The 13754-nt window shown below is 60.9% G+C and carries 17 protein-coding genes; all 17 read left to right on the top strand.

The genetic code is table 11. The annotated features are described in order from the left end of the window. Nucleotides 1-191 precede the first annotated feature (191 nt). The 17 genes from F3J18_RS01645 (at nucleotide 192) to F3J18_RS01575 (ending at nucleotide 13552) form a co-directional block, all read left to right on the top strand. Nucleotides 192-653 (top strand): hypothetical protein, encoded by a 462-nt coding sequence (locus tag F3J18_RS01645; RefSeq protein WP_166910931.1) that lies wholly within the window; start codon nucleotides 192-194, stop codon nucleotides 651-653. Between the two features lie 85 nt (nucleotides 654-738). Beyond that, nucleotides 739-1131, top strand: a complete 393-nt coding sequence (locus F3J18_RS01640; RefSeq protein WP_166910930.1) for a hypothetical protein — start codon at nucleotides 739-741, stop codon at nucleotides 1129-1131. 9 nt (nucleotides 1132-1140) lie between these two features. Beyond that, complete coding sequence (locus tag F3J18_RS01635) at nucleotides 1141-1614, top strand: hypothetical protein (RefSeq protein WP_166910928.1); 474 nt, start codon at nucleotides 1141-1143, stop codon at nucleotides 1612-1614. Then, nucleotides 1611-1742 (top strand): hypothetical protein, encoded by a 132-nt coding sequence (locus tag F3J18_RS38500; RefSeq protein ID WP_275691106.1) that lies wholly within the window; start codon nucleotides 1611-1613, stop codon nucleotides 1740-1742. The genes F3J18_RS01635 and F3J18_RS38500 overlap by 4 nt, the downstream gene beginning before the upstream one ends. Before the next feature lie 87 nt (nucleotides 1743-1829). Next, nucleotides 1830-2228, top strand: a complete 399-nt coding sequence (locus tag F3J18_RS01630; RefSeq protein WP_205195243.1) for a hypothetical protein — start codon at nucleotides 1830-1832, stop codon at nucleotides 2226-2228. A gap of 80 nt (nucleotides 2229-2308) precedes the next feature. Further along, nucleotides 2309-2596, top strand: coding sequence for a hypothetical protein (locus tag F3J18_RS38010; RefSeq protein WP_240154474.1), 288 nt, complete (start codon nucleotides 2309-2311; stop codon nucleotides 2594-2596). Between the two features lie 75 nt (nucleotides 2597-2671). Beyond that, on the top strand, nucleotides 2672-3829 hold the full coding sequence (locus tag F3J18_RS01625) for a hypothetical protein (protein ID WP_240156345.1): 1158 nt from the start codon (nucleotides 2672-2674) through the stop codon (nucleotides 3827-3829). A gap of 14 nt (nucleotides 3830-3843) precedes the next feature. Beyond that, nucleotides 3844-4308, top strand: a complete 465-nt coding sequence (locus tag F3J18_RS01620) for a hypothetical protein (protein WP_166910924.1) — start codon at nucleotides 3844-3846, stop codon at nucleotides 4306-4308. Between the two features lie 255 nt (nucleotides 4309-4563). Then, nucleotides 4564-4815, top strand: coding sequence for a DUF3717 domain-containing protein (locus tag F3J18_RS01615; protein ID WP_166910922.1), 252 nt, complete (start codon nucleotides 4564-4566; stop codon nucleotides 4813-4815). A 119-nt stretch (nucleotides 4816-4934) separates the two neighbouring features. Beyond that, nucleotides 4935-5960, top strand: a complete 1026-nt coding sequence (locus F3J18_RS01610) for an ATP-binding protein (protein WP_166910921.1) — start codon at nucleotides 4935-4937, stop codon at nucleotides 5958-5960. 109 nt (nucleotides 5961-6069) lie between these two features. Beyond that, a complete protein-coding gene (locus F3J18_RS01605; RefSeq protein ID WP_166910920.1) occupies nucleotides 6070-6693 on the top strand; it encodes a DNA polymerase III subunit beta in 624 nt (207 codons plus the stop codon). 216 nt (nucleotides 6694-6909) lie between these two features. After that, nucleotides 6910-7839, top strand: a complete 930-nt coding sequence (locus F3J18_RS01600) for a hypothetical protein (RefSeq protein ID WP_166910919.1) — start codon at nucleotides 6910-6912, stop codon at nucleotides 7837-7839. Between the two features lie 7 nt (nucleotides 7840-7846). Further along, entirely contained in the window at nucleotides 7847-9052 is a 1206-nt protein-coding gene (locus F3J18_RS01595; RefSeq protein ID WP_166910918.1) for a VWA-like domain-containing protein, read from the top strand. Between the two features lie 277 nt (nucleotides 9053-9329). Beyond that, on the top strand, nucleotides 9330-10376 hold the full coding sequence (locus tag F3J18_RS01590; protein WP_166910917.1) for an ATPase, T2SS/T4P/T4SS family: 1047 nt from the start codon (nucleotides 9330-9332) through the stop codon (nucleotides 10374-10376). A 17-nt stretch (nucleotides 10377-10393) separates the two neighbouring features. Next, nucleotides 10394-10774 carry a conjugal transfer protein TrbC gene (locus F3J18_RS01585; RefSeq protein ID WP_166910915.1) on the top strand — a complete coding sequence of 127 codons (381 nt, stop codon included), beginning with the start codon at nucleotides 10394-10396 and terminating at the stop codon, nucleotides 10772-10774. Continuing rightward, entirely contained in the window at nucleotides 10767-11078 is a 312-nt protein-coding gene (locus F3J18_RS01580; protein WP_166910913.1) for a VirB3 family type IV secretion system protein, read from the top strand. Before F3J18_RS01585 ends, F3J18_RS01580 begins: the two co-directional genes overlap by 8 nt. Beyond that, nucleotides 11075-13552 (top strand): type IV secretion system protein VirB4, encoded by a 2478-nt coding sequence (locus F3J18_RS01575; RefSeq protein ID WP_166910911.1) that lies wholly within the window; start codon nucleotides 11075-11077, stop codon nucleotides 13550-13552. The genes F3J18_RS01580 and F3J18_RS01575 overlap by 4 nt, the downstream gene beginning before the upstream one ends. Nucleotides 13553-13754: the final 202 nt, after the last annotated feature.

Here is a 13754-nt window from a genome sequence, read left to right as displayed (position 1 = left end):
TTTCTCGATGATTCCGGCGCGCAGCGTCGGCTTGGAGTCTTACACTGACCTTGACTCTCGCGCTTCTGCGCATCGACCCAGCCGCACCGGCTCAGCCCGTGCGCATTTCTCTCGCCGACACAATGTCGGCTTCCCAGTCAGGGCACTCTCCCTGACGGGCGATTGCCCTGCTTTTTTTCGAGGCAATCGTCATGTTCAGGCTTCTCATCTCTGTCCTGCTTCTCGCGTCGCTGACAGCGTGTGCTTCGTATGACTTCGGCTCTCCCGACGTCTACAAGCGCTACGACGTCCAGCGCGCAGGTGATATCGAGGCGGCCACGGTCGTCAGCGTGCGTGGCATCACGATCAGTTCCGAGACCGACCGCTCCGGCCTGGCTTCGCTCCTGAGCGCCGGTGTCAGCGCGTTTCTCGGTTCCCGCACCATCGGGGGAGGAAACGGCAGGTACATCGCCGGCGCGCTGGCGGGCGCCGGCGCTGCCTATGTTTCGCAGCGGCTGTCGGAGTCCCTCGCACGTCACGCGGGCCTCGAGGTCGTCGTTCGCACCGGGTCCGGGCGGACCTTGGTGGTCGTTCAATCCGATGAGCAGCGCTTCGCACCTGGTGATCGCGTGATGCTCGTCAGCAGTTCTTCCGGCATGCGCATCACGCGCTAAGCCGCTCTATCGCCGGCACCAGCCGGCTTCTTCCTGCATAGCGAGGTTCCCTTTTGGGGCCTCGCTTTTTTATTCCGAGGGCAAGATGTTCAAGGTACCGAAAGTTTTGTATGCGGACCGGCGCGCGCGTGGCGCCGTGGCCGATGCTGCTTTGACCCACCACGCGACGCGAATGCTACACCGTGTTGCGCGCGACCTCCGGTTGCGCGCGGGCGAGCATGAGGTGGTGGCGGAGCCGGCGAAACCTGGCCGCGGTTGCCGCGTGACGCTGCGGACTAGCCGGATGATGCTCGAGGTCGCTGATTCGTCATCGCGTCAGCGTGTCGCGGTGTCGTTCCGGACTCGCCGCGGGCATCGCGACCTGTCCGGCGGTGGGGACAACGTGGTGCCGCTGGCCGAGCTCGACACGGACGAGGGGTACCAGGCTTTGCTCGGCGGCCTGCGTCTCGTGGATGGCCTCGATATCGACCGGCGATAGGAGATAGCGATGGAAATCGTTGATGTTCGCGTCGAATATCCTTCGGGCCTGACGGTCGTCGATCGCGGATCGTTCGACGCCGAAGACGAGATCGTTCGCGTCTCTGTCGCAATGCGAGATGCGTTGCTTTCGATCAACGCGTTTGAGGCGCCTCCGCTGGCCACGGCAACCGGGGATGGATTTGTGGCGACGCTGATACAGTCGAAGGGGGATACCTTTGACGTTGTCTCGGTAACGGAGCTCGCCTCGAAGCCACGGTCGAGGTTGGGTGCCCGTCTCGTCCGCGCGTCCTGGTCGAAGGACCAGCGGCAGCAATTCGGGCGGTTTTGCCACACGTTGACAGTCTCGTCGATCGTCGGCGCAGTCGGCTATGTGCACGCCATTTCGGGTTTCTCGATCTGGGCCGCGATGAACGTCGGGGCACTGGTCGTGATCGGTGTGATAACCTACATTGTGGGCATGGATTCCATGAACGGAGAATGAATATGTACTTCGGTCCTGTTGCACTGCTTCTGACGCTGGTGTTCTGCGGCTACGGCATCGTCGCGTGCGAGCGCGGTCGCAAGGCCGAGCGCGACCAACGTCGTTCTCTGCGTCACGACACGCGTTAAATCGAACTCACGGCCGTCCCTAGGCGGCCGGTTTTCTATCAAGGGCTACACCTTCCGGTGTGGCCCTTTTTGTTTTCGGAGGTGTCCATGTCTGACGCGGAGGAACAGTGGTCGGATCTGCGCGAATTCGCGGATAAGACGGTCGAAGAGGTCGCCCGGTCCATCGAGCAGGCGCTTCGCGGCGCCAGCCTTGAGCCGGAATGGGTGAGCGTTGCGAACCGAAGCACTTTTGCGAGCGAAATCGTTTTTGGCTCGAGGCCGTGGGCCCAGTGGCCCATTGCTGGTGGAGACCGACGTCGGATTTACGTGTCGCTCCAGCGAGGGGTGTCGGAAGGGTGGATCGTGCATGTCGATAATGTCTGGCTCCATGTCGAGGGACCTGCTGATCACTGGCGAACGCAACCCCTGATTCGCATTAAGACGCTGACGCGTTCCCATGGATGGGCCGTCGCCTCCTTCGTATCGAGCCTGCTCGATATCGCCTAACGCTCCACTTTCTATTTCTCCCAATCCGGGGCAATCGCCCGGATGGGGTGGTTGCCCTTTCTTTGTAAGGTCAACCACTGATGTACACGATCCATACTCCCGACAACGCAATCAAAGTTGACACGTTGGCGCACGTCTTGCACCTCTTCTTCCACGATGCATCGCTAGCCGCTTACGACACGACGCAGATCTCATTGACGCGCTGGGGCACGGCGCTGCCGATCCTGCGCTACAACGGGATGTTGACCGTTCGCCAGCCTGGAACCGCCCACGCAATTTTTACGTCTCTCTTCGCGGAGATTCGTGACCGCTGGTTCACGGAGGACGGGAAGGTGCTGCAGCCGTGGCAGGTCAACCGCGAGCGCTGAGAGATCTTCCAGTTCGTTTTCGAGTCGGCGAGCAAGCCGGCGTGGGTGCTCTCTTCGGAGCAGCTGGAGGTCGAAGTGGCGTCCGCGCGCGCGGTGGGTTCCAGTTTTTCCCTGTCGTCTGTCTGCGACGGCGTAGCTTTCACCCTCTTTGGCTACACCTCGCAAGGCCCGCGACTCGCGCTGTCCGGAGGTGTCAACGGCCGGCACGAGCTTCATGTCGCGCAGGCTCTATTTCTGGATCAACCGATTCCTGATTCAGTGCTGGCCGGCTACCGTGGCAACGTAGAGCGCTTCCAGTACGACCTCCAGTGGGTTCCCGTTCTTCTGGACGTGCCAGGCCTGCGTAACTCGCTGCCGTACGATGTTATGCGGTCCGCAGTGGCGATCTTCCGTCATGAGAAGCGGCCGATCGACGCCAAGATGGGCGCCGCGATTGTCGCGGCACTCGAGTCGGCGCCGCCCGGCATTTCCTACAATGAAGTCGACGACCGTCTCTTCGCCGCTGGGATTCTGGCCAAGCCAGATCTTCCCAAGCGGTATCAACGGCCCGTGGATGTCGGCACCGCGTCTTCTCCGGTGGCCGAGCGCTTGCGCGAGCTGATCGCGGACGCGGTTTTGAAGAAGACGCTCGATTGGCTCGAGGCGGAGCGGCAGCAAGGGCGAGTTTCTCAGCGTCGGTATGGCCTCCTGGTCGAGATGGCCAAGCTGGATCGAGGCCGGACAACGTTCGAGCATCCGAATCGATTCGCCGCCGCGGTGGAAGCGCGGGCTGTCGGCGAGTTGCTGAGACACCTGGACCACCCGGTTGGTTGGAATGACCAGAGCAAGCAGGTAGTCCATGAGCGGTATGGGTTGTCGCTGCGCGGGTTGAATTCGGTACGCCGGCGGCGCGCGATCTTCGTGTTTTGTGGATATGACGAGGCGGAGCAGGCCGAATGGGAGGCCGAACAGAAAGCCGCTCGGGCGCGCCGGGTCGCCGAAGATGCGGCTAACGACGCGAAGGAGCAGGCTGGCCGGGCTCGATACCGGAGATCCGACAATGTCGTGGTATCGGGCGTCGAACACGTGGACCGGGCGATCGCCGAAGGCTATTCCGAGATTCGATGCTTTCGCCGTGGTGCGGCGACGCGCTACGCGTTGGCCAAACCTCGCTCGACTGAGGCTCGGCGACTGCAAAGGAAGGACGGCACGCTTGACTATGCTCGGTCTCGGCTCGCGCCGCTCGCGGCTTGAATGGAGAGCGAAACATGCGATTTGATCGGAAGGTTCGGTTCGAAGAGTATGCCTGGACGCGCCGGAAAGAGCTGGCGTTTCTCAATCGGCACAAGCGCGCGGCTCGAAAGCTTGAGCGGGACTGTCCGCTGTTTGCGGACCAACTCGCCCCGGCGCCGGAGACGGACGTTGATGCCGAGAAAGCCCGAAGGATGCAACGGGCGCAGGAGAACGAGCAGATGATGCGTGATCTGGATGCCCGCCATTGGCGTTCCGGACGAGCGTCATACTTTGCCTGTGGTCCCGAGACTCGCAGCCGCATCATGGCCGAATGGAAAAAATGGCCTGGTCCGGCAAAGGCCACCTACTTTATCTACGTTGTAGAGAAACACAACGGCGTGTCGGAAGAGCGGAGCCGCCGTATACGGGAAGAGGAAGCCGCGCGTCGTGCAAGGATTTCCGCAGCGTTGCCTTCCCAAGGTGAACTGCTTCAATTCTGACGGCTGCGCATTCGATCGATCTAGAACAACCGGCGCCTCGTGCGCCGGTTTTTTTTGCCCATTCGGATAGCCATTTTTTCAAAGCAGGGTGATTTTCTCTATCTTTCTGACCAGCGCACGGGGCGACGGCTCCTACACTGGCTTGACTCATCGCGTCTTTGACGCATCGAATCCGCCGCAATGCGGCTCTCTCCAGCCCCATGGGATCGCGTCCCGACGGGTGTGGTCCACGGGGCTACACCTTCGAGGCCACCCGTGAACCAACCTGCCATCGCAACTCCCCTTTTGCCTGATGCTGTTTCGATCGCCGAGATCGAGGCGGCGATCAACGTCTGGCGCAATCGCTCGCGAGCGCCGGCCGGGCTCGATGAAGTGCTAGTGCTCTGCCCCGAGGCGCGGGCTCTTGCTGACGTCTATGGCGTCATGATCGTGAGCCGCGCATCGAGTGTTTCGCGCTCGGCGTTGTCGACCAAGCAAGCCGCCGCGCTTCGCGGCGCCAGCGCGTAGGGAATCACTCGCGTCCCAGGACGCATCGACTCGCCGCACCGCGGCAACCTCCATCGCCCCGCAGGGTCACGTCCCTGCCGGGCGCGATTTCCGTGGGGCTTTTTCACTTCAGGCCTCCCATGAAACTCTCTCCCGCACGCCTTTCTCAACTGCTTGCTGCCTACATCCCTAGCCGATTTCCTGTGCTGATCACCGGTCGTCCCGGGATCGGTAAATCGGACATCGTGGCGGCGGGCACTGAGGCGGCTGACCACGACCTCCTGATCAGCCACCCTGTTGTCGAGGATCCGACCGACTCCAAGGGCCTGCCGTTCCCGTCGAACGATGGCCAGCACGCGCGATTTTTGCCTTTCGGTGACCTCGAGCGAGCGTTGTCGGCGACCCGGCCATTGGTCTGGTTCTTCGACGATCTTGGCCAGGCCTCGCCCGCAGTGCAGGCCGCCAAGATGCAATTAGTGCTCGCGCGTCGTATCGGTGAGCACCGACTGCCGGACTGCGTAACGTTTGTCGCAGCTACGAATCGCCGCGGAGACAACGCTGGCGTCTCGGGCTTGCTCGATCCGCTGATCGATCGTTTCTCGGCGGTTGTCGAGCTCGAAGCCACAGCCGAAGACTGGACGACCTGGGCAGTTCGTCAGAACCTTGCCCCCGAGCTGATCGCATTCATCCGCTTCCGCCCCGATCTACTCGAGGAGCGGCGCAGCAGTCGCGACATCGTGGCGTCAGCGAGCCCTCGGAAATGGGGATTTCTGGCGAAGACGATGCAGACAGTCACCGCCGATTTGCTGCCTGCCGCAATTCCTGCGACGGTCGGCGAAGCAGCTGGCGTCGAGCTGCTCAGCTTCCTCGAGATATACCGGGCGCTGCCGTCGGTTGACGCGATTCTCCTCAACCCGGATCTAGGCGACATCCCGACAGAGCCGAGCATTCTGTTCGCGCTCGCTGCGGCGCTCGCTCACAAGGCGCGCGACGCCAACTTCGAGCGGGTGCTTCGATATGCGGAGCGCCTCGTGGATGCCGGCCATCGCGAGTTCACGGCGCTGCTCGTGCGGGACGCGGTTACTCGCACGCCTGAACTGGCTAACCACCACGCATTCATTCGGGCGCAAGGCGGGGAGATCGGCAAGATCATTCGCGGCGAGTAACGCAATTCAAGGCGTCGAGGTCGACTGGCAGACGAACTGAAACGCCAATCCCAACTGCGACCAGATACCGGTCCGAAATGGCTGGTGGTGGCGCCCCATGGAAATCACTATGCAACGAATCTTCCTGAGTGGTACCCAGCTGAAAGCGATACAGCTCTGTGCAGCCATTAACGACGTCCGCCATTACCTGAACGGGGTGCATCTGGAGGCGACGCTACGCGAGACGCGTCTGGTCGCAACGGACGGCTCGATGATGGTGGCCTTCCGAACGGAAGCGGACAATGAACTGGATGCTCCGATCGCCACCCTCACGGTCCCAAGTGAGGTGGTCAAGCAAGTTAAACCCGCAAAGGGCGTTGACGACGTTCTCACGATCGAGATCGAGGGTTCGCGCTACACGCTGATTTTCGGTCGGCTGCGCATCGGTTTCGAGCCGCTGCAGGGGCGCTATCCGGACTATCGCCGCATCGTGGCAACGAAGACCAACGGCGCTGTAGGTCAATATGATCCCGATCGCCTGGCAGTGATGAAACGGATCGGGCGGATGCTCGGACAAACCATCAAGGCGATCCCCTACGTCCATCACAACGGCGAGGGCGACGCCGTCGTCACCATAGGATGCGTGCCGACGTTCATCGGAGTTTTGATGCACGACCGGAAAGCGGCCGAGAGGTCTGAGCCGCAACCCTGGCCGGCGCTCTCGCAAGAAGACGTTTCGGCGCCCCGGGAATAGCCTGCGACGAATGCTGCCCGGCGGGCCGCGTTGCCGGTCCTCGCGCTCGCACGCTTTGCAACCCTTGCGCGCACGGTCTTCGCATCGCATTCGATCCCGCAAAGGGATTGCGAATTCGGCATCTGATGCACTGTCATGCTTTTGCCTGTAGCCACGTCCGATTTCGGGATGTGGCTTTTTTTTATCTCGATATTCCTCGTTTATTTGGAGTTATTCATGAACATCACCGATCTGCAGTCGAAGGTCATGCTGTCTTCTGTCGCGATTTCCACGTGGGTTGCCCGTCGCTATGACGGGAAAGTCACGGAGGAGGTCGAAAAGAGCCATAGTGCCCGGGGCATTGGCCGCTTCAATAAGCGGTTGCTGCCCGAGCATGCACCGAGCTTTACCGAGGTGTTGTCGATCGGAAATCGGATCCGCTCTCACTACTACAGCCGGACGCTGAAATACGATCAACTGGGCGTGCGTCTGCTTCCGACCATGGTCTACATGGAGCTGGCCGAGCGGCTGCGCGCGATGAAGGACGAGTTTGACCTCGCGGTCTCGATCTTCCTCACGAACTACCTCGACCTGAAGGAGCAGGCGAGGGTGGAGATGAACACCCTGTACAACGAAGCAGACTATCCGAGCTTGGCGGAGTTGAAAGGCAAGTTCGGAGTCAAACTGTCGGTGCTGCCGTTCCCGGACGCCAGCCAATTCGGCGTCGACCTGCCAAATGACGTCCTCGCGACGCTGCGAAACGAGGTCGATGAGCACGCGATGGCGTCGATCCAGACCGCGAACAACGACCTGGTGGGGCGGCTCTACGAGGCAGTCTCGACGATGGCGTCGCGCTTGTACGGGGCCGGCAACGTCCGACTTGACGTCGCCAACAACGTCCGCGAGCTGTGCGATCTGCTGCCCAAGCTGAACTTCAGCAACGACCCTAAGCTCGCGCACATTCTGACCGAGGCGAAGCAGCATCTCGCAGCGCACAGCGGTGCTGAGCTCAAGGAGTCCAGCGTTTTGCGTTCGAAGGTGGCCGGCAAGGCGTCCGAAATCGAAGGTTTGATGGCGGCCTTCATGGGCGGTGCGCCGGCAGTACCGCTGACTGACCAAGTTCCGGTCCTGCCGAAGCCCGGCCTGTCGCTCCTCGCCGCGGCATGAGGGCGCCATGGAAAAACGCATCGCAAAGCAGCGCACTGCCTTGGTTCTCGACCATCCGTTCATTGGGGCGCTGGCCCTACGGCTCAAAGTCCGCGAGGATCCGAGCTGCAAGACGTTCTGGACGGACGGCGAGTCGCTGGGTTACAACCCGGCGTACGCGTCGACTCTGACAGACCTCCAAATTCGTGGGGTGCTCGCTCATGAGGTATGGCACGTAGCCGGCGGCCATTGTTGGCGCCAAGGTGCACGAGATCCTGATGGCTGGAACGAGGCATGCGACTTCGTCGTCAATCTTATCGTCGATGGCGCTGGTATGCAGCTTCCACCCGGGGTGCTCATCGACGCTCGCTTCAAGGGGATGTCCGCAGAAGAGGTGTACGGCATCCGCGCGCACGAGAAGCGCCAGTCGGCGAAGAAAAAGGGCGGCGGCCAGCCGCCCAATCCGCAGGCTGGCGAGTCAGGTCAGCCGGACGGCTCAACCGCCAATCAACCAGCGGGTACGCCGAATAGCCGGGTTGCAGAAGCAACTCCGTCTTGTGGCGAGGTCCGGCAGTACGCGGGCCACGACAAGGCGGCGAAGGAGGCTCAATGGAAGGTGGCGGTGCTGCAGGCGGCCAAAGCGGCGCAGGCATGCGGCAAGCTAGGCGGCGCGCTTCAGGCCGCAGTCGAGCAGTCGGTGACTGCGGTTGTCGACTGGCGCCCGCTCCTGCATCGGTTTGCGCAGGACTCGGCACCGACCGACTACACCTGGACACATCCAAACCGCCGGTATCTGCACCTGGGGATGTATTTGCCCTCGTTGAGCGAGCGCCGAGTCGGTGACGCGGTGTTTGTTCGCGACACCAGTGGTTCGCTTTGGGATGAGACCCAGGCGCAGTTCGCGGCCGAGATTCTGGCCGTCGCCGAGGCGGTTCGTCCGCGGCGCCTGATCGTGATGGATTGCGACGAGCGCGTGACCCAGGTCCAGATATTCGAGCAGGGTGATGCAGTCGAGCTTGCGCCGTTGAAAGGCGGCGGTGGCACATCATTTGCCGATCCATTCCGACGGATCGCGGTTGAGGATATTGAACCGGCGTTCCTCGTGTACCTGACGGACATGGACGGCACGTTTCCGTCCGAAGAGCCGGCATACCCGGTCCTTTGGGCGTCAACGACGCCACTCAAGCGCGCGCGGCGCGCACCGTTCGGGGAAACGATCGAAGTCGTTTGCTGATCGGCCGCATTTTGTACGCCATTTCCTGTCCTACGCCCGGTCCTTGTGACCGGGCTTTTTTTTCGGCTCTCGCAAACGCTTGCCATTACCGCGCACGTTCCCGAGGGCGAAAAGCTATATCTTTTTACGACGCATTTTGGGTTTGCCCCATCAACCGGTTGCTCGTAGCTCGGTCTCTACGGGGTCTCGGCGGGCGCGCTCTCCGACACCCGAAAGCTGTTCAAATTCGCCGATCTTTTGGGCGATTCGCCGATGTAGCAGCTTGAACAATAGCTGCATGTCCGAAACTGCCGAAAATCCATTTCTGAAGGTCGCGCGTCTCGAGGAGAACGCTGTTCAGCTGTTCTTCGAGTCGCTGAAGCTCATCCAGCCGTATCTCGAATCACCGAGCGTCGCCGAGGTCATGATCAATTCGGCGAACAACGTCTGGGTCGAGGAGCGGGGCGTGATGCGCCGGCTCGATATCGAGTTCAATCCCGCGACGCTGAAGGGCGCCATCCACTCGCTCGCGGCGTCGGTGGAGAAATCGGCGCAGGCCGGCACGGCTCAGGGGATTATCAACGGCGGCCACAAGAACCTCCGTATCGCGACGGTCATGAAACCGACGGCGATCGATGGCGACGCGCTAGCGATTCGCCGGCACCGGGACACCAAACTGTCGCTCGCCGATTACGCGAGGACGGGGGCGTTCTCCCGGCTCCATGCGAAGCGGGATGTTCAGCGACCGATATTCCCACCGGGCGTCGCGGACGAGGCGCTCGGCGAAGCGTTCGCCGCGATGGTCCGACAGCGAGCAAACGTACTCGTTGCTGGAGGTACATCGTCCGGAAAGACGACGCTCCTGAACGCATTAAACGAGGCCATTCCGGAAGAGGAGCGCGTCATCACGATAGAGGACACCATGGAGCTTAGGGTCGACCTACCAAACCGTGTCCGGCTGCTGTCGAACCCCGACAAGGGTGTGACGACTCAGGTTCTGGTGGTGCTTTGTCTGCGCTTGCGCCCCGACCGGATCATCGTCGGCGAAGTGCGCGGCGGGGAAGCGTACGACTTCATCCAGGCGCTGAGCACCGGCCACGACGGCGGAATGGGTTCGATTCACTCGAACGATGCACGTGGCGGACTGAGCCGTCTGGAGAGCCTGGCGATGTTGGGCATCCCGCCCGGCAGCCGTTGGGAACTGACCGACATGCGCAAGGCAATCGCCGACTGCTTCCACTACGTCGTCCACCTCCGACGCACGGGCGAGCTCCGTCATGTCTCCGAGGTTCTAGCCATCAAAGGGTTCAAAGACGGGGACTATGTCCTCGAACGCGTTTTCTAACCACACGGGGTTTATCAATGAAGAAGCACATTCGCATGTTGTGTTCGCTGGTTCTGCAAAAGGCACTGGCGTGCGCTCAATACTTGTTCGGACGTGACGAGAGGCGCTCGACGTTTATCGCGCTGCTCCTTACGTTTGCTGCACCGGCGGCGAAGGCGGTTGACCTCACCGACATGGCCAACGGGTCCGACCTGATCTGCTTGATTCAGGCCTACGTCAGTGGTCCGCTCTTGTTTGGGATCGGCATCGTGTTGATCATCGTCGCCGGTCTGGCCGTCGCGAACTCGGAAAGCACCATCGGGAAAGTGATCGGTAGCGTGGTCGCCGGACTTGGCGTCGCTGCCTGTGCACTTCCGCTCGTGAAGAACCATCTGAAGATCAACTACACCTGTGCGTGAGCCGAAGAAAGTTAGCCGATCGCTCTCGCTACCGCGCCAGATGGGCGGAGCCGATCGTTCCCTTGCAATCGCGAACGGAACGCTGACGGCATTGCTCTGCTATAGCAGCATGACGCCGATTTATCTGGTGGTGGGCATCACGGTGCATTGGGTGCTTCGCTGGCTGTCAACGAATGATCCGTGGTGGCGAGACGTGCTGGTCGTCTACAACCGCTATCCGGACGTGCATGAGCCGCTGCAAACGGCCGACGTCGCAGCGCGATTCAAGCGGCCATACGGCTTTGACCAGGAGCTTCCCCTGTGAGTGCCAACCCGAAGCGTCGAGCGGTTCAGGAAATAGCCCCGTGGGCGACGATGGTCACACCCGAAGTCATTTTGGACAAGGACGGGTCGTTGTTGACGCTGTACACGTTCGACGGTGTGGATGCCGACAGTCCGAACACCGATGAGATTTCGGCTGCCCGCGACAATCTCGACCACGCGTGCAAGAACTTCGATCATCGAATTACCGCTTGGTGGCGGCTGTCGCATCGTCGCGTCCGGGGAGAGATTGGAGGACGCTTCGCGTCTGAGATGGACCGGTACATTGACTCGATAAACCAGAAGAGCGTGGGGAGTGGAAAATATTTCCGCAACACGCATTCCCTCGCGCTCGCGTACACGCCCGAGACCGGCATTAATAAGCTATTTGAAAAGATTGCTTATCACATTACGGTGGGCGGGAAATCGGTTCCGATCGCTTTGCTCGAAACCGTCAAGGACATGGTGTTCTCGCGCAGTGCGTTCGTGTTCGACATGGAACGGATTGCGTCGGACATCAAGCGATTCGAGTCGATCCTGGACGCGTTCAAGGGGGGCGTCGGTCGGCTCAAGATGAAGCGGCTGCAGTTGCAGGCCGCGCTAGGTTTTCTACACCAGACGGCAAACCCGTCAGTTCCCCCGAGGCGCGTGCGCTACCCGGTCACGATGCTGGATACCCACCTGACAGAGAGCTTCGTGACGTATGGCGCCGAGCACATCATGTTCGAGTCAGCCTACGGAACCCGGTACGCGAAGATCATTGCCGTGAAGGAGTGGATGGGGTTTCAGGAAGCTGCTCTCGACGTGCTGTCCGACGTCGATGCTGAGTTTGATGTGTGCGTGATGTTCCGCTTCCTGTCGACAACGAAAGCGCAGGCGTATATCGAGAAAATGCGCAAGTTCTACAAGGTTGCGGCATTCAGCCCGATGAAGGTGCTGAAAAGCTTCCTGTCGAAGGATGTGAAACAAGAGAACATGGAGAACGAGAAAGGGCGCGAGATCCTCGCTGACGAGGCGGAGAAGGCGCTCGCGCGCCTGGTGGCGGAGGGCCAGCAGTACGGATTCGCGAACGTCTCGGTAGTCGTCTATGGGGATACGATCGACGAGTGTGATGACAACGCGCGCGAGATCGTCGGCCGCATCGGTAACGCTGGCTTCGGTGTGCTCGTAGAGAAACGGAACCTAGCCGCGGCCTGGGCGTCGACGTTGCCCGGTCGGTGGGACCAGCAGAAGCGGTTGCAGTTCGTCGAGACGCCGGTGGTCTCGGATATTGCGCCAGTGCGAGGCGTCACGGAAGGGAGCGAGGTCAACGAGTGGCTGACGCAGCAGCTGGGTGAGAAAGTCGGGCCATTGACGCTTCTTCCCACTCGCCACCGAACATTGCAGCGGGTTACGTTGCATGATCGCAGCGGGAAGTCGCACGCGCTGATCATAGGTCCGATTGGTGCCGGCAAAACGATCATGCTCAATTTTCTCGTTTCGCAAACCGGCCGCTTCGCGCCGCGGCGCATCAAGTTCGACAAGAACCGATCGACACGAATACCGACCCTCTTCGCAGATGGAAAATTCGTTGATGCGACTGGCAAGTTCGCGGCAGCGACGCAGGTCAATCCGCTTTCTCTGTTGGACGAGCCTCGGCACCACACCTACGTCGCGGACTGGGTCCAAATGGCGATCGAGGGGGAAGACGAAGAATTCCGATGCACCCCGCAGCAGCAGCGGACGATCTACGAACGGGTTTTGACGCTCGCTCAAGGATTTTCCCGAGAGTACTGGACGCTGTCGTTCCTGACGACGTTGTTGCCGGAAGAGCTGCGCGAGCGGCTCCAGATCTGGACCAAGGGTGAAAAGAACGGGCGATTCTTTGATCACGTCGAGGATGCATTCTCGCTATCCGATGACCTGGCTATCGAGATGGGCGAGCTATTCGAGAGCTATCCAGTCGCTGCGGCGCTCTTCATGGACTATGCCTTCTACCGCATCTCGCAATGGCTGGACGGCAAACGATTGACTGTCATCGAGGTCGAGGAGTGCGGCTTCTTCTTCCGGTACCCGCGCTTCTATGCACGTCTGGAAATGTGGGCCGTCACGATCCGTGGGCTGAACGGCACGTTGGTCATGGCGACGCAGTCGCTGAGCCAGCTTGAGCGCGTTCCGAACTTCGAGATCTTGAAAGAGAACATCCAAAACTTCTTCTTTCTGCCAAACCGCGACGCGCGCAACAACAAGCGTCTGTATCGCGATGTGTTTGGGCTGACAGACGACCAGATCGAGATGATCAGCGAGGGCGTGCCCAACCGCGACTACCTGTGGGTCACACCGGATCAGTCGCGAATGCTTCAGGCGCAGTTCCCCAAGGAGGCTCTGTCGATCTTGCGCGCCGATGGCGCTGCGCAGCGCATGGTTGACAAGCATCTCGCGACCGGATCGCAGACCTGGCGCGAGGACTATCTGAATGAAATGGCCACGATTGACTGATAGGAACCCTATGGAAGCAATTTTCACCACTGCCCAGCAGGCGCGATACCGCGACGCATTTGGGCTCACGCAGGACGAAATCAACAGGATCGCCGTCGGGAAGCCGGATCGGGTCCACTTGCAGGCGGGCCCGAGCGAGTCGGCGTGCTCGGTACCGACGCCGCGGCCGGCAGTATTTGACAGACCGCTCGCTGTAGGTGCG

The sequence above is a fragment of the Burkholderia sp. Ax-1720 genome, assembly GCF_011753035.1.
GTDB classification, from domain to species: domain Bacteria; phylum Pseudomonadota; class Gammaproteobacteria; order Burkholderiales; family Burkholderiaceae; genus Burkholderia; species Burkholderia gladioli.
The sequence above is the reverse complement of the archived record's forward strand: the minus strand, read 5'-3'. Positions and strand labels throughout refer to the sequence as shown.

Coding starts and splice junctions, on each gene's coding strand:
- F3J18_RS01635 (WP_166910928.1), top strand. CDS start 1,141: ATGGAAATCGTTGATGTTCGCGTCGAATATCCTTCGGGCCTGACGGTC.
- F3J18_RS01640 (WP_166910930.1), top strand. CDS start 739: ATGTTCAAGGTACCGAAAGTTTTGTATGCGGACCGGCGCGCGCGTGGC.
- F3J18_RS01585 (WP_166910915.1), top strand. CDS start 10,394: ATGAAGAAGCACATTCGCATGTTGTGTTCGCTGGTTCTGCAAAAGGCA.
- F3J18_RS01630 (WP_205195243.1), top strand. CDS start 1,830: ATGTCTGACGCGGAGGAACAGTGGTCGGATCTGCGCGAATTCGCGGAT.
- F3J18_RS01600 (WP_166910919.1), top strand. CDS start 6,910: ATGAACATCACCGATCTGCAGTCGAAGGTCATGCTGTCTTCTGTCGCG.
- F3J18_RS01620 (WP_166910924.1), top strand. CDS start 3,844: ATGCGATTTGATCGGAAGGTTCGGTTCGAAGAGTATGCCTGGACGCGC.
- F3J18_RS01595 (WP_166910918.1), top strand. CDS start 7,847: ATGGAAAAACGCATCGCAAAGCAGCGCACTGCCTTGGTTCTCGACCAT.
- F3J18_RS38500 (WP_275691106.1), top strand. CDS start 1,611: ATGAATATGTACTTCGGTCCTGTTGCACTGCTTCTGACGCTGGTGTTC.
- F3J18_RS01645 (WP_166910931.1), top strand. CDS start 192: ATGTTCAGGCTTCTCATCTCTGTCCTGCTTCTCGCGTCGCTGACAGCG.
- F3J18_RS01610 (WP_166910921.1), top strand. CDS start 4,935: ATGAAACTCTCTCCCGCACGCCTTTCTCAACTGCTTGCTGCCTACATC.
- F3J18_RS38010 (WP_240154474.1), top strand. CDS start 2,309: ATGTACACGATCCATACTCCCGACAACGCAATCAAAGTTGACACGTTG.
- F3J18_RS01605 (WP_166910920.1), top strand. CDS start 6,070: ATGCAACGAATCTTCCTGAGTGGTACCCAGCTGAAAGCGATACAGCTC.
- F3J18_RS01590 (WP_166910917.1), top strand. CDS start 9,330: ATGTCCGAAACTGCCGAAAATCCATTTCTGAAGGTCGCGCGTCTCGAG.